Raw genomic sequence first — 17,538 nt, forward strand, 5'->3', positions numbered from 1 at the left:
ATGCTGGTTATAATGGCGTACTTTTAACCATTGCAGAGAACCCTATGCCAATTGAAAAGAACCAGGTGGTCTTGTTTCACTACAGTGTTAGTGATGAGCAGGGCAATATTGTAGAAAGCTCCCGTGACGGTCAGCCAAACGCCTACCTGCATGGCCATGGTGGAATTATCCAAGGCTTGGAAGAGGCTTTGGAAGGCCGCGAGGCTGGCGATACCTTCAGCGTTACCATCCCTCCTGAAAAAGCCTATGGGCCGCGTAAGGCCGATGCCATTCAGCGGGTACCGGTCAAGCATTTGATCGGAGCCAAGCGCTGGAAAAAGGGCATGGTCGCCCAGGTGCAAACCGAGCAGGGCCGGCGCCATGTGGTTGTCGCCAAGGTCGGCCTCAAGTTTGCCGATGTGGACACAAACCATCCGATGGCGGGTAAAACCCTTACCTTTGATATCGAAATCATCGAGGTACGCGCTGCTGATCCGGAAGAGTTAGCGCACGGCCACGCCCATGGCCCCGGCGGCCATCACTGACGGGTTCGGCCAGTCGCTTTGCCTGGAGCGGGAAATGATTAAGCCTAGCTGTTACAGCTGCCGGAAGAGGTTTGAGCCAGCTGCGCTCAGGGTTTCATACTCGAAAAACTACTGCGAGAGTTGCGGCGTGGGCCTTTTTGGTGGGGATTACTTCACGTTTACCGAAAAACCTGCCCCAACTACCCGGAAAAGTATGGAAGTGCATACCATCGTGCTTCTTTTGGTGGTTGCAGGTTTGTGCGCGTGGTTTTTGGGGCGCTGAATCTGTCCCGTTTTTTTAGATTTTCAGTCTCACCAGTCGGTAACGTGTAGTGTTTAAAAGGTTAAGGCAAGCCGTGTATCCAGTCTTCGTGTTTTTCCTCTTTGTACTTGTTGCGAGCCCCGGTTATGCACAAATCTATAAATGGGTGGATGAAAACGGGAAGGTTCATTTCAGCGATCGAAAAGACCACCGCATTGAGCAGGAAGAGGTTAGGGTTAAGCCTGGCGTGTCGAAATGGTCGCGCTTTGATATCGACATTAAGACCGTAAATGTTGAACTGACTGACGAGGAGAATCAGCAGATTGTTGATGGTGTAAACAATGTTTACGAGTTTTTTGATCGCGTTATGTCCTTTGATATGTACAGGACAGTGCCAGTCAATATCCTGATTTTCAAAGGTAAGGCTGAATACCAGAACTACCTGATTCAAAACAACAGGGGCAACTCGATTGCCTCGTATGGCCTGTATATACCCTCTGAACACCAGATTGTAGTCTATATACGGGAAGACAGGAGTTTCACCTTCAAGACCATCAAACACGAGGTGAGTCATGCGGTTGTCGACACCATCATTCCCTATGCGCCAGCCTGGTTAAATGAGGGGCTCGCTGAGCAGATGGAAATGCTGGAGAGGGATGGCTCAGGTTTGTATTTTGAGCGTCACCCGGAAAACCAGTGGGTTGTTGCCCGAGCCCGTGAACAGGGCCGCCTGGCAGATATTGAGCAGTTTTTGAAACTGCCCAGCGACAAGTGGCGGCATTCAGATGCGTCTGGAAGCGGCAGTCTCAGGGCTCAGTCGGGCCAGTTTGTCTACTTCCTGCTCTCGACACCTACCAGGCGTAACTTTGTAGTGCGGCTGATGCACAACTTCAACAGGGGGGATCGCACCCTTTCCTACTACCTTGTGGATGACAATTACCTCGGTGGTGTAAACATGCTGAGTTCGGATTGGAACCGGTGGTTGTTTGACCAGGGTGAATGGAATATCAGGCTTTAGTCTTCTGCTGTTATTGCTGAGTTTTAGGCATTATTCGGGTCTGGTTGCGGCTTTTTGTCGCTTTAGCTCGTAGTTTTTTGAAGGAGTCTTTGATTATGAGCAGTATTCCTACTGCCTTACAGGATATGGCGGCCCCGGACGGGGTTTGCTACGGCTGCGGGAGTGCCCACCCTGACGGCCTCAAGCTTAAGAGCTATTGGCACGAGGATGGCGTTCACGTGGTGTGCACGCACACGCCGGACCCGAAATTCAACGGTTGGCCGGAACTTGTTTATGGTGGTTTTCTGGCCATGCTTGTGGACTGTCATTCCAACTGGACGGCTATGGCCCATCACTATCGTGCCGAGGGCCGTGAGCCGGGCAGCCTGCCCCGTGTTGATTGCGTTACTGGCAAACTCGGTCTTACCTTTATCAAACCAACTCCAATGGGCGTGGAGTTAACCCTCAAAGCGAGAGTGGAGGGCGAGGTGGGCCGCAAGAGCCGAGTGATTTGTGAGATCTGGGCAGGTGACACCCTTACGGTGAGTGCGGATTCGATTTTTGTTCGGGTAGACTCTGAGCAATTGCAATCTCAGGCTCACGGTCGCGCTTAAAGATATTGGGGGCAGGTTAAAGTGAATGCTCCTTTTCAGCTGCGGTCGTACCAGCAGGAAGCCGTTGATGCCACCTTGAGGCATTTTCGGAAGTCTGATGAATCTGCCGTTATTGTGCTGCCAACCGGTGCGGGTAAAAGCCTGGTTATCGCCGAGTTGGCCCGCCTTGCCCGGCGTAGAATTCTGGTTTTGACTCATGTGAAAGAGCTTGTTGAGCAGAATCACGCCAAATACCAGAGTTACGGGTTAACGGGCGGTATCTTCTCCGCCGGGCTGAAGCGCAAGGAAAACTTGCACCAGGTCACCTTCGCCAGTGTGCAGTCCGTATCGGCCAACCTGGATCAGTTCAGAAATGAATACTCACTGATCATCATCGATGAGTGCCATCGGGTTAGCGATGATGACAGCAGTCAATATCAAACAATTATCGACCTGCTACGACAACAGAACACGTCCCTTAAAGTACTTGGGCTGACCGCCACACCCTATCGCTTGGCCATGGGCTGGATCTATCGCTATCACTACCGGGGCTTTGTTCGCAGTGAGCAGGATAAGCCTTTTGTGCATTGCATCTACGAACTGCCGTTGAGCTATATGATTAACCGTGGGTATCTCACCAAACCCCAGTTGGTTGATGCGGCGGTAACCCAATACGATTTCTCCACCTTGTCTCAGAACCGCTTCGGCGAGTACGCGGAGAAAGACGTTAATCAACTGTTGAGCAAACATCAGCGCGTAACCCGCGCCATTATCGAGCAGGTAATGGAGCTGGCTGCTGAGCGCAAGGCAGTGATGATCTTTGCGGCAACGGTGGATCATGCAAAGGAAATCACCGGCTATCTCCCGGAGCAGCAAACGGCTTTGATTACAGGCGCTACCGATCAGGATGAACGGGATTCCCTGATTCAGCGCTTCAAGCAGCAGCAGTTAAAGTATCTGGTGAATGTCTCCGTTCTCACCACCGGCTTTGATGCGCCCCATGTGGACTTTATTGCCATTCTTCGTCCTACCCAGTCGGTGAGTTTGTATCAGCAGATTGTGGGGCGCGGTCTTCGTCTGGACGAGGGTAAGCAGAATTGCCTGGTGATAGATTACGCCGGCAATAATATGAATCTCCATCATCCGGAAGTGGGGGAGAAGAAACCGAATCCCGATAGCGAGCCAGTGCAGGTATTCTGCCCTGGCTGCGGGTTTGCCAATGTTTTCTGGGGTAAAACAGACAGTGACGGCCATGTGATCGAGCACTACGGCCGCCGTTGTCAGGGGTTGCTGGAGCCAGCAGAAGAGGATGAGCCTGGAGTGCGGAACGGACGCCCTGAACAGTGCGACTACAGGTTCCGTTTCAAGGAATGCCCACACTGCAACGCCGAAAATGATATTGCGGCTCGCAATTGTCACCACTGCAAAAAAGCCATTATCGACCCGGACGATCAGCTAAAAGATGCCCTGAAACTGAAAGATGCCATGGTGATTCGTTGCGCTGGAATCACCATGAGTGGCGCGGGCACCAAACTGAAAATCACCTATCACAGCGAAGACGGGGAAGAGCTTAGCGAGTCGTTTGATTTCAGCAAGCCGGCGCAACGTAGCGTCTTTAACAGGCTGTTTGGCCGGCGTTTAGCGAATGGCCAAGCTCCACGCGAGTTTGGCAGGATTGATGAGGTGCTTGAGATGCAGGCTTTGATGCCTGCACCGGATTTCGTTATTGCCCGCAAACAGAAGCACTTCTGGCAGGTGCAGGAGCGGATCTTTGATTATCAGGGGGGCTATCGCAAGGCGTACTAGGCGCAGAACCCAAGGGCCTATTCCTCATAAATCATCTTGCGGGTCATGCCGCCGTCGATCACGAAGTTCTGGCCCGTCACAAAGCCGGCTTCGGGTGAGATAAGGTAAGCCACCATGGCCGCTACGTCGTCGGGTGTGCCGACGCGGCCGCTGGGGTGCTGATTATGGTCAGAGGCCGATAGGGGCTGTGTCCGGATCCGCGATTCCCGCATTACTGACCATTGCGTGCCCACCCCATTTCACGGCTTCGGCCTCTGCATCCCGGTCCAACACTACAACGCGCCAGCCCTTGTTCAGGAAGTAGGCGGCGATACCCTTGCCAATGCCTTGGGCACCGCCGGTTACGAGGATGACCGGGAGTTGCTGTGTCATGTGTCTTGTTTCCTTGCGATCAGAAATTGGAACTACTGTTGGTGATATCGGCAGACGCTGTTTGGGGTATCCTCTTTGAGCTATGCTGCGGCCCGGCGCGCTGATCGCCACGCAGATTCTTCGACATAAAACGGGCTGAAAAGGTGATGAGTAATGATTAATACCAAGATATACAAGTCCGTCCATAGCTTGGCTGAAAAGCTGATGGAAGCCGACAAAAACGATGATAAAGCTACTTTTGATTCGCTCTATGCAGAACTGAAATCTGTATGCACCGATAACGAAAATACCGATAAAGACCACCCGGAACAATGGGAAACGCTTGCCGACTTTACAGAAGACTTGGAAGAAGCTTTGGCAGGCTACGACAAGGCCATGGAAAAAGCCGTGGCAATCAAGGCAAAAGATCATATGTCGTCGATCGCATTTTCCATGGCCACCTTGCAAATTGAATTGGGCCAAACGGATGCCGCTATCAAAAACCTTCAGGAGGCAAAAGTTAACGCGAATAAAATTGACGATAAGGAACTTAAAGCAGACATAGATAATCTGCTTGAAACGCTCCGGGTTGACGAATAACTAAAGTAGACCCGATTTGATCATGCCGAATGAGTGGTGCATTGAACCGAAAATCGCACATTCCCGAATGATAAAGGAAAAGGTACGCTGAGGTTCTACTAAACAGGCCTCCCTTTTTATCTTCAGGACGATATTTTTTATGTTAGGTACATTTAGCCTGGTAACCCCAACCGAGATTCTGTTTGGGCGTGGTTTCATCGACCAGTTGAACGACAGGGCAGCAAAGCTTGGTTCGCGAGCATTGATTGTTCATGGCAAAAACCCGGGCAGGCTCTCGGTGGTGTTTAAGTCACTCACGTCTATCGATATCGTCCAGACGCTGACCATTGAAAAAGAGCCTGATTTGAACACTCTTACGGCCGCCATTGACCAAGGTAAATCACTGGGGGTTGATCTGGTGCTGGGGATTGGTGGTGGTTCGGTCATGGATTCAGCAAAGGTGCTTGCGGCCATGCTGCCAAGCCACACGGATCTGTTAAGCCATCTGGAGGTGGTGGGAAGCGGGCTGCCTTTATCCGCCAGGCGCCTGCCGTTGATACTTGTGCCAACCACCTCGGGCACCGGCGCAGAGGTAACTCGAAATGCGGTTATCGACGTGGTCGAGGCCCAGCGTAAGGTGAGCCTGAGGGATAACCAGTTGCTCCCGGATCTTGCGCTGGTAGACCCGGCGCTCACCGATAATTGCCCCAAACAAGTTAGCCTTTACTCAGGTTTGGATGCGGTCACCCAGGTTATTGAGCCCTACCTTTCATCACGATCAAATCTGTTCACCGATATGTTGTGCAAAGAGGCGATTCCGAAGGGGCTTCTTGCTTTGAAGCAACTGATGGAAGGGGAGTCCAAAGGCGCTCGTGATGCTTTGGCTCAGGTAAGTCTCTTTGGTGGGCTCGCTCTTGCGAACTCCGGGTTGGGAGTTGTGCATGGCATTGCTGGCCCGCTAGGCAGTTTGTGCGGTGCACCCCACGGAGCCATCTGCGGTGCTCTATTGCCTGCGGGCATTGCAGCGAACCGCGATAACGTAGTCGAGGCTGGTCATAAAGCTCGTGTCGATGACGTAATTCGCTGGATTGCTGAAGTGTTTGAGGTATCGGAAGGTCAGGCTCTGCAGTATTTTCGTGAGTGGATTGCTCAGAATGGCTTGCCGGGACTGGCGTCTATTGGTGTGACGGAAGAGCACATACTCTCAGCGACACAAGCTGCCGTCGGAGCCTCGTCCATGAAGGCCAATCCTGTTGTGCTACCAACAGAAATCATAGAAAACGTGATGCGTCAGTCGCTTTAGGAGCAAACCGCCCAGGCTCAAAATCCAGCTTCAGCAACTCCTGAAGCATGCTGTAGCTAAGGCCCCAGATACAGTAATCCTGATACCGACAGCAGGGCATTTTTACGGTGCCAAGCGGGGTGCGCCAAGGGAGTTTGCTTTGATTTTCTTTGGCGGCGAGGTATTTGAGGGATATCCACACCATCTGTGCCACTTCGTGATTAGGCGACTCTGTTTGCGGTCCCTGCCACTCGTAAACATAGGGGGTGACGATCATTGGCCGCCAGCGGCTGTGCTGGCGGGTAATCAGGTCTGACAGTCTGAATTGAAAGCGACCGTGATTGGCCAGATCGACACCGGTTTCTTCCAGGGTTTCCCGTTCGGCCGCCGCCCTTGGCGATGGGTCTGCCGGTTCCATACGGCCCCCGGGAAAGGCCATGTCGCCAGACCAGGGATCTCCCTTCCGGCGGGCCCGCTGGATGAACAACAGCTCCGTTTCACCGTCTTCAGTTTGCCGGTAAATCAAAGCAACGGACGCTCGCGCAAGGCGGCGTCTGAAAGGGATCTTTTGGGGGCGGAGGGTCAATGATCGATTCCACAACGCCCTCAGTCGTAGCAAGGTTAGCTACTCAGCTTGCAGGCGCCCAAAGACTCTGCAGCTGCCCCAGCAATGAAGACCCAACGCCTTGGTCCCCCAGGAAGCCCATAACTATTGGAACAAATTGCTGAATCATGGCGCTGTCCATGCCCAGGGCTGAGAAGGCCGATTGCACCCCGTCCATAGATGAAATACCAGAGAGCAGCCCTTGGCTCATGCCGCCAGCCCCGAGCAAGCTGGTTAGCCCCGGCGCCTTGTTTGTGATAGCGCTCATGGCGTCAGCACCCAGATCATTTTTCGCCAGTTGCAGTAAAGCACTGGTGCCGCCAACAGCTTGAGTTTCAGTGACACCGAGTTGGTCTTCCAGCAGCCCGAGCAGTTGCTGCGCTTCAGCACTGGCTTCGTTGGTGGCGGACAGTGCCTGGGTGCCACTGGCAATGGTGTCGTTCAGGCTGAAAGCGCCAGCGGTCGGTGCTAGCAGGTAGATGCTGGAAACAAAAAGGAATTTTTTCAGGATGTCGTTCATTGTCGGGGCCTGTGGAGAGTGTACTTCAAATGTCTGTTTTTATATTGGGGTGAAGGGGCAGAATAAAAGTGCCGCACTAAAAGACAGATCTACTTTTCCCGGTTGGCTATCCAGAAAACCGGGCATTGATTCTTCACTAGATCTGCCCTTTTGCATAATGCAAACTTACAGCCCTTAATCCATGCAGCAGGAGACCGGTAATGTCTGAGTTATCACTCAAAGAACAGCTAAGCAACGCAGTAAAAGACGCAATGCGAAATAAGGACAAAACTCGGCTCGTTACGCTGCGTATGGCACAAGCCGCAATCAAGCAGATTGAAATTGATGAGCGCCGCGATCTGAATGACGACGACGTTCTGAAGGTGTTGGATAAAATGCTCAAGCAGCGCCGCGACTCTGCCAGTCAATACGATAACGCCGGCCGCAAGGAGTTGGGTGACATCGAACGAGCGGAAATGGCGATCATCGAGGAATTCATGCCGGTTGCTCTTACTGAGGATGAGCTGGATGAGCTGATCCGTGAGGCAATCAGCTCGGTCGATGCCAAAGGCATGCAAGACATGGGTTCAGTGATGGGTGCGCTGCGCCCTCAAGTAGTCGGCCGTGTTGATATGGGCCACTTGGGTAAAAAGGTGAGGGCGGCGCTGGGGGCTTAACTTTCCGTCAGGCGAAGTCGTATTCTCCGCCCTTTTCAAGGGCAGCCTGGTAAGCCGGCCTGGCGTGCATGCGCTCAACCCAGGCAGTGATGTGAGGCCGGTTCTTGCCTGTGATTCCTCTGGCGACTGAGGCTTCCAGTGGAAAACTCATCTGGATATCTGCGGCGCTGAGTTCATTCCCAAGAAACCAGACGTTTTTCGCCAGGTGGGCTTCAACAAAGTCCAGGTGAGTTTTAATCATGGGGCCGATGAAAACCTCATTGGTTTTATCGGCAATGCCTTTTGCCACAGGTTTGATAAAAAATGGCATAGGACTGGTTTTTACCTTTTCAAAAACCAGTCGCATCACCAGTGGTGGCATCAGTGAGCCTTCGGCGTAATGCATCCAGTAGGTGTAATCCAGCCACGCCTGACCGCCGGTTTCTGGCAGCATGGTGTCTTTACCATAGGTGTGTGCCAGATACTCAATAATAGCGCCAGACTCCGCCACCACCAGGTTGCCGTCAGTGATCACCGGTGATTTACCCAGCGGGTGTATTTTTTTGAGGCTTGCCGGCGCCAACATGGTTTTGGCATCACGCACGTAGCGCTGGATCTCGTAAGGCACTCCCAGTTCTTCCAGCATCCAGAGAATGCGTTGTGAACGAGAGTTGTTGAGGTGGTGGACTGTGATCATGGGGAAACTCCGTTAGCTTCAAGCGATAGGCAGGTTAACAGAGTAGTCTGTATATACGTTTTTGGATCACCCCTGCTGTGTAAAAGTCTAGACTCGGTTACGCATGGCCAATAGGTGGCTTTTGAGATCTTTGATAATCTCGGGCACTTTCAGAGGGAGTAGCTTTCTGATGCCTTTGAAAAGATACATAAAAACATTTGCCCGTTTGTACCAGAGCACCCGCTGAATCTTCTTTTTCATCGGGTGGTAGCCTTCCATGTAAAGCTCTTGCACATGTTTGGCATTGTTGGTGAGGCTGTAACCGCTTAAATCCAGCGGCACCACAATGTCCGCCTTTTTAAGTTGCTCGCGAGTATTAAAGTCGATCGCAATATTGATGGCGTTGCTGATCACATCGAAGGTGTCTTCCGGCTTCTGGTACTGGCTGACATGGCTCAGATCAATGGCCACGGTGATACCCGCGCCCATTTTGGCCAAAGGAGAAATCGGAACGTTTTCAACCAGCCCACCGTCTACCAGAATCCGTCCACCTACTTCCATTGGAACAAACAAGCCTGGTACGGCCATGGACGCACAAACAGCGTCTGCCAGATTTCCTGACCTGAATATCAACTGCTTGCCGGTTTCGATATCCGTTGCACAGATTGCGAGAGGGATATTGGCGTCTTCAATGAGGCAGTCCCCCAGATCCCGCTCGATCATCTCGCGAATGGCTTGCGTACTGAACAGACCTCCGCGTTCAAAGGTAAAGTTCAGGATCTTTGAAAGATTTAGCGTTGAACCAATGGAAAGTATGGATTCCACCGGGCGACCAAAGGCGTAATAGCTGGCAACCAGGGCACCTACACTGGTACCTGAAATGCAGTGAATCCGGATGCCCTCTTCTTCAAACGCTTTCAGAACACCAATGTGAGCAATGCCTTTGGCAGCGCCGCCCCCGAGAGCCAGGCCGATACGGGTGTTAAAGGGGTTGAGCTTCATGCAGGGGGCCTGTTGAGATGTTCGTTCGGATTAGATTCTAACAGACTTAACCGGGCGTTCAGCAACGGCCAAACTGGACAGTGCCAGGATCAAATGAGCATTATGGTGTAAGTATGAGTTTTTCTACCACTTTTGGGCTTTTGGCTGGCTCAGACAATTGACAGGACCCCGCTATGAAAAAAATGAGCATCGATATCATTTCCGACATCGCTTGTCCCTGGTGTGCCATTGGCTATGCTCGCCTGGAGCGCGCCATGGGCCAGTTGGCACCAGAGTATGAGTTTGAGGTTCAGTGGCGCGCATTTGAATTGAACCCGGATAGCAGCGGAGATGGTGAGCCCATTTTGCCGGCGCTCGCCCGTAAGTATGGGCGGAGCGAAGATGAGTTGCGCGCCACTCAGAACCAGATGATGACGGTCGCGAAGGATCTTGGCCTTAACTTTGAGAAGATTCAGGAACGCCTGGTTTGCAATACTTTTGATGCCCATCGGCTAGTGAAATGGGCGGGTGAGCAGGGACAGCACACGGGTATGAAGAAGGCACTGTTCGAAGCTTATTTTGGCAGGGCAGAGAATGTGACTGATCACGACGTTCTCCTCAAATGTGTTGAGGCACTTGGGCTGGACGTGACGGAAGCCAGGAAGGTGCTCGATTCAGAACAATACGCCCGAGTTGTGCGCGAGGAAGAAGCCAGGTATCAGAAGGCGGGTGTTTCAGCTGTGCCTGCGTACATTATCAATGGCCAATACCTTATCTCAGGCGCCCAAGAGCCAGACACTCTGGTGCAGGCGCTGCAGGAAATTGGCACCTCGACCGAGTGACGCAAAGCCCGCTCAGCGCGGGCCGCGGACCAGATAGCTCAGTGGGTGCAGTACCAGCCAGACCAGCAAGGCAACACCCAAGGCTGCGGCTATGAGTGCGAGCCAGTCAACAATTGAGGTCACGAAGCCCAGTTGCGAGTGTGTCAGCATCGGCAACCACCAAACCGCTGAAAGGCCTGCCAGCAATGCGACGATCATGGCAGGCTTACAATGGTGAGCTTTGGTTCGGTAGCTGCGTAATCTGGCAACTAACTGAACCGCTATCAGTACCGCCAGGATAATCAGTATTAGCGCCACAAAGGGTTGGATGGCGTGTGACAGAACAGCGAAAATGCCAGCAAGCGAAAATGACATGATTGATCTCCTTAAACACGGCCTTCGAGCATGGCGTAGTAAGCTGGCTGCAGCAGGTAGTCTTTAAGCACCCAGGCTGACCAGGATTCTTCTTTCGGATCGATGAACGAGAAAGAAGGTAGAAATTCCATGTTGTTGTCGTAGCCAAACTCCACAAGCATCGCTTTGCCTATGTCGGTAATCAGCGGGCATGAGGTATAGCCGTTATGGCGTGCGTTCAGCGGCTTTTCCTGCAGATACGCCACAATATTCGCCTCTACTACGGGTGCCTGTGCTTTAACGCTTGCCGCAGTTTTGTTGATCGGGGCGCCTATTACATCGCCTATGCCAAACACCTCCGGGTAGCGGTTGTGTTGCAGGGTGTGGATGTCGGTATCAAGCCACTCACCCTTAAAAGCACCTTCCTGGGCAATCAGGTCGCTGTCTTTCACGAAGTCAGGTGCGCTCATGGGTGGCACGACATGGATGAAGTCATAATCCCGCACCTCGGTATCGCCATTCGGGGAAGTGAATTCAGCTTTTTTCGCCCCTGCGTCGATGGCCGTGAGGTGCTGTAAATGATGGCGGGTTATGTTTTCCTGATCGAAGCGTTGCTTCAGGAAATCGTTGATCCAGGGCTGGCTGAACATACCGCCGCCGCCGGTGAAGTAGTCCAGATCAAAACGCTCACGGGTGCTTTCCGCTTTGATTCGGGAAAGGGTCGTAAACGTCATCTTGATGGGAGCACCCGCGCATTTAATGGCAGTTTGGGGCGAGGTAAATATACCTTGGCCACCACCTTGTGCCAGCCAGGTATCAATAGCCTTGCGGGTACGGCCTGCGGCATCAAGGCTGGCGTAGACGCAGCCTATGCCATTTCTGCCAACTAGCTTGGGTGACATTCCATCTATCAACTGGTAGTTGAGTTGCAATCCCGTTGCTACCACGAGTACGTCGTATTCCAGGGTACTGGAATCAGCAAGAGTTATGCGACGCAGATCAGCGTTGATGCCCGCCGCCTGCCCCTTTACCCAGTCGACTCCGGTGGGAAGAAACTGGGCATTAGGTTTTAGTGTTCGTTCGGCTTCCCAAACGCCAGACGCGACAAGCGTCCAGCCAGGCTGGTAGTTATGCAGGTCACTGGGTTCCACAACAGTGATAGTGGCACCGCTCAGGCGCCGGGAGAGGCGGTTGGCCATGCTCAAACCGGCGGCTCCGCTACCCAGGATGACAATGCGGGCCCGAGTTGAAATGGTGTTGGCGAATACGCTGGAGAGCGGTAAAAGACTCGCAGCACCAGCACCCAACCCTAGTTTGAGCAGTTGGCGGCGCCCAGGGCTTGGAGGGGGTAACTGAAGACGGGACATGGAAACCTCCAGCGATAGATTGTTGTCTTCTCAACCTATCACAAGGGGCTGGAACTAAACGCTCATCAGGCTGCGGCAAATTGTCTCATGGCATGAGCGGAGGTGAAGAGAGCAGAGCAGAGCAGAGCAGGCGGCTTTCAGCCTGGCTTTAGGGTTTTCGTGAGGAAGTCTTCAAACGCTCTGACGGGCAGCGGGCGGGAGAAGAGATAACCCTGCCCGTAGTCACACCCAATTTCCAGCAACAGTTGGCGCTGCGCCTGGGTTTCGACGCCTTCTGCGATGACGTTCAGGCCGAGCCTGTGAGCCATAATGACTATGGCCTCTGAAAGCACCAGATCATTTTGATCCGTTTCAAGGTTTTGAATAAAAGACTGATCAATCTTGAGGTAATCGATGTCAAACCGCTTCAGGTAGGACAGCGCAGAGTAGCCAACGCCAAAGTCATCGATGGCCACTTGTATCCCTGCATCCCGGAAGCGGAGTAGCTTTTCTTTAACGTCATCACTGGCATTCAGTAGCAGGCCTTCGGTGATTTCCATGCTCAGGTGTTTTGCATCCAGCTCGAGTGTTTTCAGGTAATCCAGCCAGTCTGAGATGTTCAGGGCGTTACTTTGAAACTGTATCGGTGACATGTTCACGGACACCTGAATACCGGTACCGAACAAATCACACCAGCGCTTTGCCTGGAAGCCAGCTTCCCGAAATACCCAGTCGCCGATCCCGACGATTAATCCGGTCTCTTCCGCCAATGGGATAAACTCGGCCGGGCTAATCATTCCGTGTTTCGGGTGATTCCAGCGAATCAGAGCTTCTGCCCTGCTGGCCTTGCCCGTTGCGAGATCAACGATGGGCTGGAAATGAAGTTCGAACTGCCCGTTTTCGACAGCCGAGCGCATGTCATTGATTAGCAACAGCCGCTTTCGAGCTTCATCGTGCAGGGACTGTGTGAAATAACTCAGGCGGTTTCGCCCTGATGTTTTCGAAGCATACATGGCCTGATCGGCGTTACTGATTAGCTGATCAACATTTGAAGCGTCGTCGGGGCAAAAGGTAATGCCAATGCTGGCCTGGACATAGATGGACTCTCCATTGAAGGTGTATGGCTCCGCCAGCGCACTGATGATTTGCTCGGCCACTTTTTCGCCATCGGTCGTGTTTGTGAGCCGGGGAAGGATAACAGTGAACTCGTCGCCGCCCATGCGGGCCACGGTATCTGAGTCTCTCACACAATCGCTGATACGCCCTGCGGCTTTTATCAGCAGTTGGTCGCCCACCGGGTGTCCCAGGGAATCATTAACATCTTTGAAACGGTCAAGATCAATAAACAATAATGCCAGCAGTGAACCGTGGCTTAGAGAGGCCCGGATTTCCTGTTCCAGTCGATCCTGAAACATGTAGCGGTTGGGCAGGTTGGTCAGGAAGTCGTAGTTTGCCTGGCGCCAAACCAGTTCGTCGGTGCGAACCTTGTCGGTTATATCAGAACCCATAATGACATGACGCTGGATATCACCTTTGTCATTGTGAATCACACTTACAGTGAGCCACGAGGGAAAGGCTTCGCCGTTTTTACGACGATTCCAGACCTCACCCTGCCAAAAGCCTTTCAGGGCGACATTTTCCCATATGGTCTGGTAGAAATCGGCGCTGTGACGACCGGAATGAAGAACAGATGTGTCTCTACCTCGAAGGTCGTCAAAGGTGTAACCGGTTATCCGGGTAAACGCGGGGTTGAGTGCCGTAATCCTGTTGCTGGCATCGGTAACCAGTAGAGCTTCTGCCGTGTTTTTGTAGATGGATGAGGCAAGGTGGAGTTCTTCTTCTGCATGAAACCTCTCGATGGCAATACTGACCAGATTTGCCGCCCTCTCAATCAGTACAATTTCCTGTTCATCAGGGGTGCTCGGTTGAGTGCGATAAATGGCAAAAGTGCCTAAGACCTTGCCTGATGACGAATGAATGGGCTCCGACCAGCAGGATTCCAGCCCAGCTGAGGCCGCCAGATCTTTAAAGTTTGCCCAGTAAGGGTGGGAGGCGATGTTTTCGACAACAACGCGCTCTCCCGTATAGGCTGCGGTTCCGCAGGACCCAACGCCCATGCCGATCTCAACGCCACTGATAGCCTTGGAGAAAAAGCCCGGCAAGCTCGGGGCAGAGCCACTCAGGAGGTGTTTTCCTTCGTCGTCCATGAGAAGAATCGAGCACATGGAATTGGAGAGAATGGATTCGGCTGATGCAATAACCTGCGCCAGAATTTCTTCCAAAGAGCCGCCTTTGGCAACCAGTTCCGGGGTTTCCTGCCGCATTTGTTCGCGGCGCTCTGCCATCTTCCGGGATGTGATGTCTTCGATGAGCGACACCACGTATGCAAAGCTGTGGTCAGTATTTCGAATAGCGCGCAAGGAAAGATGAGTGTCGATGGAGTTACCGGATTTATGGATAAACCGTCTTTCAACCGATCGCTCATCCACTGTGCCGTCAATCAGTTGCTGATACTGAGCCTGGCCAATTTCCAGGTCTTCAGGATGAATCAGGTCAGTCCACTTTGCCGTCAGAAGCTCCTGTTCTGTATAGCCGAGCATGTCACACAGCGCCTGATTTACTTCTATCCAGCCTCTATCCGGGCTGGTAGTCGCCATCCCGAACATTGAACGTTCGAAATATGCCCGGAAATGTTGTTCACTGATACGGAGCGCTTCCACCGCATCGCGGCGCTGCCTTTCCCGATCAAGGTTGCCGAGAGCGAAGGTGATGTCGCGGGCAAGTTCGTTGAATAGATCAGTGATTTCGTCGTCAAAAAAGTCTTTTGCAAGGTGATAAACCGTAAACACTGCAAAAGGTTTTTCATTCCTCTGGATGGGGAAGCTGCCGCTGCTACCCCAGCGATGATGGCCTGAATGTTCGAGCGAGAATGCTGATCCCGGGTTGTTCGCCCAGTCATTGGTTACTACGGAGTGATTGTTGCAATAAGCGGCTGCTGAAGGGTCGGGGGGGCTGATGTGCCTGGTTGTACTGAAGTGTTCAAACTCTCCGGATAATCCGTTTCGGCACCATAGCTTTCTACCGGGACAATGCGCTTTGATTCCGGATCATAAACCCCAATCCAGGCCATGCTTATGCCGGCGAAATCGACAGCCGATCTGCAGGCGAGCGGGAACAGCTCTTCCTCGCCACCCATTCGATTGATGGCCTGGTTCATTTCACTCAGAGCCCGGTATAAACCAGTCAGTCTGTAAATGTGCGCATTCTCCGATGCGCCCACGGTCACATTGCTTGTGTCCGGGCGTGTGTTTTCTGGATTGGCCTCGTTATCCGGTGGTGTAGTCAAAGGGCTACTCGCTGTGGCCAGGACTTGATCATTAGTCGTTTCAAGAGTGTTCAGTCTTTTTGTGCAAAGTTCAAGATAATTGCAGGGTAAATTATTATTGTATTTTGGCAGCACGCAAGAGCGTGCTGCAGATTCTCGCTGAGTGGTGCAATAATCGAGACATCAGACAGATAAAGGCGGCTACCCCATGACAGATACAAGGCAGATTGCCGGTCTCGCACCGGATCGACTTCTCAATATTGAGCGCCACCTCGACCGCCGCTATATCCAGCCCGGCAAGTTGCCAGGGGCGCTGACACTGGTAGCCCGAAGGGGAGAGGTGGCCTATGTAAAGCCCCAGGGGCTGATGGATGTGGAGCGTAACAAGCCAGTCTGTCGGGATACTATTTTCCGCATTTACTCCATGACCAAGCCGATTACGTCTATCGCCATGATGCAGCTTTATGAGCAAGGGCGATTTTTGCTGGACGATCCAGTGCACAAGTACATTCCAGCCTGGAAGAATCGGCGAGTTTATAAAAGCGGCGTCTATCCTCATTTTTTGACTGTGCCCGCAACCAGCACCATGACGATTCGCGATCTTTTTACCCATATGTCTGGCCTGACTTACGGGTTTATGAATCGCACTAACGTGGATGCCGCCTATCGCGAGCTGGGGCTTGATGGCAGTCGGGATCTGACAATGGAAGCCCTGGTCAATCAACTGGCAGAACTCCCTCTTGAATTCTCGCCGGGCACTGCCTGGAACTATTCCGTCAGCACCGATGTGCTGGGCTATCTGGTGCAGTTGCTGGCGGATCAGCCTTTTGATGAGTACCTGCGCGAGAATGTTCTTGATCCCTTGGACATGCCCGATACGGGCTTTCACGTGCGTGACAATCAGCTTGATCGATTTGCTGCCTGCTACCAGTTCCAGCCAGGTGACCAACTCAAACTGCAGGACGATCCGGAAACATCGCCTTTCAGGCGTGAGGGACGGCTTCTGTCTGGCGGTGGTGGGCTGGTTTCCACCATTGATGATTATTTCCATTTTGCCCAAGCCCTTTGTCAGGGTGGGGAGTTCCGGGGGCGGCGGATTATTGGTCGCAAAACCCTGGAGTTCATGCGCAGCAACCACCTGCCGGGCAATCAGGACCTGCCAAGCTTTGCCGTCGGCTCGTTCAGCGAAGCACCTTATGCCGGAACGGGTTTTGGTCTTGGCTTTTCGGTAAAAACCGATGTCGCAAAGTCCCATGCAAACGGATCGGTCGGCGAATTCGGCTGGGGTGGATTGGCGAGCACCAGCTTTTTTGTAGACCCGGTTGAAGAGTTGGTGATGATTTTCATGACGCAACTGATCCCCTCATCGACCTACCCAATCCGGCAGGAGTTGCGGGCGATGGTAAATGGAGCGCTGGTATGATTAGCAGAGGAGTCAAGGCCCCGGAATTAACCGTGGCCGGCTGGCTGAATACAGACGAACCCTTGCAGCTGGAAAAATTGCGGGGGCAGGTGGTTGTGCTGCATGCGTTCCAGATGCTGTGCCCGGGCTGTGTGACCCACGGCCTGCCACAAGCCGCCGCGATTCATGAACTGTATCGCAGTGATGAAGTACAGGTGATTGGCCTGCATTCAGTGTTCGAGCATCACCATGTGATGACGCCCGATGCGCTCAAGGTGTTTGTTCACGAGTATCGACTGAAATTTCCCATAGCCATTGATTTGCCGTCAGACTCGGGGCCTGTTCCTGTGATGATGCAAAAGCTCAACCTGCAGGGCACACCGTCGCTGGTGTTGATTGATAAGGACGGCACTATCCGCTTTACTCAGCTGGGACGGGTAAATGATATGCAGGTGGGTAATATGATTGGGCGGCTGTTGGCATAAGAGTGGTCGCAGTGAA

At 52.8% G+C, this 17,538-nt stretch carries 19 protein-coding genes and 1 pseudogene; 10 read left to right on the forward strand and 10 right to left on the reverse strand.

Features of this window, described 5'->3' with window-relative positions:
• Window positions 1-44: 44 nt before the first annotated feature.
• From FFI61_RS00745 to FFI61_RS00760, 4 genes are all read left to right on the forward strand, one after another.
• Window positions 45-524, forward strand: coding sequence for an FKBP-type peptidyl-prolyl cis-trans isomerase (locus tag FFI61_RS00745; protein ID WP_200205079.1), 480 nt, complete (start codon window positions 45-47; stop codon window positions 522-524).
• Between the two features lie 335 nt (window positions 525-859).
• Entirely contained in the window at window positions 860-1,783 is a 924-nt protein-coding gene (locus FFI61_RS00750) for a DUF4124 domain-containing protein (RefSeq protein WP_200368940.1), read from the forward strand.
• Between the two features lie 95 nt (window positions 1,784-1,878).
• A complete protein-coding gene (locus FFI61_RS00755) occupies window positions 1,879-2,376 on the forward strand; it encodes a PaaI family thioesterase (protein ID WP_200368941.1) in 498 nt (165 codons plus the stop codon).
• Between the two features lie 21 nt (window positions 2,377-2,397).
• Window positions 2,398-4,161 (forward strand): DEAD/DEAH box helicase family protein, encoded by a 1,764-nt coding sequence (locus FFI61_RS00760; RefSeq protein ID WP_200368942.1) that lies wholly within the window; start codon window positions 2,398-2,400, stop codon window positions 4,159-4,161.
• Between the two features lie 17 nt (window positions 4,162-4,178).
• On the opposite strand, the pseudogene FFI61_RS17690 reads toward FFI61_RS00760, so the two are convergent.
• Window positions 4,179-4,355: pseudogene (locus FFI61_RS17690) on the reverse strand (SDR family oxidoreductase); the annotation flags it as partial.
• Window positions 4,330-4,719, reverse strand: a complete 390-nt coding sequence (locus FFI61_RS18005; RefSeq protein ID WP_320159547.1) for an SDR family NAD(P)-dependent oxidoreductase — start codon at window positions 4,717-4,719, stop codon at window positions 4,330-4,332. The gene FFI61_RS18005 and the pseudogene FFI61_RS17690, both read right to left, overlap by 26 nt.
• Here FFI61_RS18005 and FFI61_RS00770 point away from each other — a divergent pair.
• Window positions 4,687-5,112 carry a tetratricopeptide repeat protein gene (locus FFI61_RS00770; RefSeq protein ID WP_200368943.1) on the forward strand — a complete coding sequence of 142 codons (426 nt, stop codon included), beginning with the start codon at window positions 4,687-4,689 and terminating at the stop codon, window positions 5,110-5,112. The genes FFI61_RS18005 and FFI61_RS00770 overlap by 33 nt on opposite strands.
• 139 nt (window positions 5,113-5,251) lie before the next feature.
• Window positions 5,252-6,394 carry an iron-containing alcohol dehydrogenase gene (locus tag FFI61_RS00775; RefSeq protein WP_200368944.1) on the forward strand — a complete coding sequence of 381 codons (1,143 nt, stop codon included), beginning with the start codon at window positions 5,252-5,254 and terminating at the stop codon, window positions 6,392-6,394.
• Here FFI61_RS00775 and FFI61_RS00780 read toward each other — a convergent pair.
• Window positions 6,363-6,959: an NUDIX hydrolase gene (locus FFI61_RS00780; RefSeq protein ID WP_200368945.1), complete on the reverse strand. Its 597-nt coding sequence runs from the start codon at window positions 6,957-6,959 to the stop codon at window positions 6,363-6,365. The two genes, FFI61_RS00775 and FFI61_RS00780, sit on opposite strands and share 32 nt — an antisense overlap.
• A gap of 43 nt (window positions 6,960-7,002) precedes the next feature.
• A complete protein-coding gene (locus FFI61_RS00785) occupies window positions 7,003-7,497 on the reverse strand; it encodes a DUF2780 domain-containing protein (protein WP_200368946.1) in 495 nt (164 codons plus the stop codon).
• A 200-nt stretch (window positions 7,498-7,697) separates the two neighbouring features.
• Between FFI61_RS00785 and FFI61_RS00790 the strand changes: the two genes are divergently transcribed.
• Window positions 7,698-8,153 carry a GatB/YqeY domain-containing protein gene (locus FFI61_RS00790; RefSeq protein ID WP_200368947.1) on the forward strand — a complete coding sequence of 152 codons (456 nt, stop codon included), beginning with the start codon at window positions 7,698-7,700 and terminating at the stop codon, window positions 8,151-8,153.
• A 7-nt stretch (window positions 8,154-8,160) separates the two neighbouring features.
• Here FFI61_RS00790 and FFI61_RS00795 read toward each other — a convergent pair whose 3' ends face one another.
• Window positions 8,161-8,829, reverse strand: a complete 669-nt coding sequence (locus FFI61_RS00795; RefSeq protein ID WP_200368948.1) for a glutathione S-transferase family protein — start codon at window positions 8,827-8,829, stop codon at window positions 8,161-8,163.
• A gap of 87 nt (window positions 8,830-8,916) precedes the next feature.
• Window positions 8,917-9,810, reverse strand: a complete 894-nt coding sequence (locus FFI61_RS00800; protein WP_200368949.1) for a patatin-like phospholipase family protein — start codon at window positions 9,808-9,810, stop codon at window positions 8,917-8,919.
• 173 nt (window positions 9,811-9,983) lie between these two features.
• Between FFI61_RS00800 and FFI61_RS00805 the strand changes: the two genes are divergently transcribed.
• Window positions 9,984-10,631, forward strand: coding sequence for a DsbA family oxidoreductase (locus FFI61_RS00805; protein ID WP_200368950.1), 648 nt, complete (start codon window positions 9,984-9,986; stop codon window positions 10,629-10,631).
• Window positions 10,632-10,643: 12 nt separating this feature from the next.
• Here FFI61_RS00805 and FFI61_RS00810 read toward each other — a convergent pair whose 3' ends face one another.
• From FFI61_RS00810 to FFI61_RS00825, 4 genes are all read right to left on the reverse strand, one after another.
• The gene (locus FFI61_RS00810) at window positions 10,644-10,985 is read right to left on the reverse strand and encodes a DUF5368 family protein (RefSeq protein WP_200368951.1); all 342 of its coding nucleotides are present in this window, start codon (window positions 10,983-10,985) and stop codon (window positions 10,644-10,646) included.
• A gap of 11 nt (window positions 10,986-10,996) precedes the next feature.
• Entirely contained in the window at window positions 10,997-12,331 is a 1,335-nt protein-coding gene (locus FFI61_RS00815) for an FAD-dependent oxidoreductase (RefSeq protein WP_200368952.1), read from the reverse strand.
• Window positions 12,332-12,468: 137 nt separating this feature from the next.
• A complete protein-coding gene (locus FFI61_RS00820; protein ID WP_320159559.1) occupies window positions 12,469-15,327 on the reverse strand; it encodes an EAL domain-containing protein in 2,859 nt (952 codons plus the stop codon).
• Complete coding sequence (locus FFI61_RS00825) at window positions 15,276-15,770, reverse strand: GAF domain-containing protein (protein WP_227714535.1); 495 nt, start codon at window positions 15,768-15,770, stop codon at window positions 15,276-15,278. Before FFI61_RS00825 ends, FFI61_RS00820 begins: the two co-directional genes overlap by 52 nt.
• Window positions 15,771-15,843: 73 nt before the next feature.
• On the opposite strand from FFI61_RS00825, the gene FFI61_RS00830 reads away from it, so the two are divergent.
• Entirely contained in the window at window positions 15,844-17,058 is a 1,215-nt protein-coding gene (locus FFI61_RS00830) for a serine hydrolase domain-containing protein (RefSeq protein WP_200368955.1), read from the forward strand.
• The gene (locus tag FFI61_RS00835) at window positions 17,055-17,522 is read left to right on the forward strand and encodes a redoxin family protein (RefSeq protein ID WP_200202759.1); all 468 of its coding nucleotides are present in this window, start codon (window positions 17,055-17,057) and stop codon (window positions 17,520-17,522) included. The genes FFI61_RS00830 and FFI61_RS00835 overlap by 4 nt, the downstream gene beginning before the upstream one ends.
• Window positions 17,523-17,538 lie beyond the last annotated feature (16 nt).

Source organism: Marinobacter sp. DY40_1A1, assembly GCF_016597815.1.
Lineage (GTDB): Bacteria > Pseudomonadota > Gammaproteobacteria > Pseudomonadales > Oleiphilaceae > Marinobacter > Marinobacter xiaoshiensis.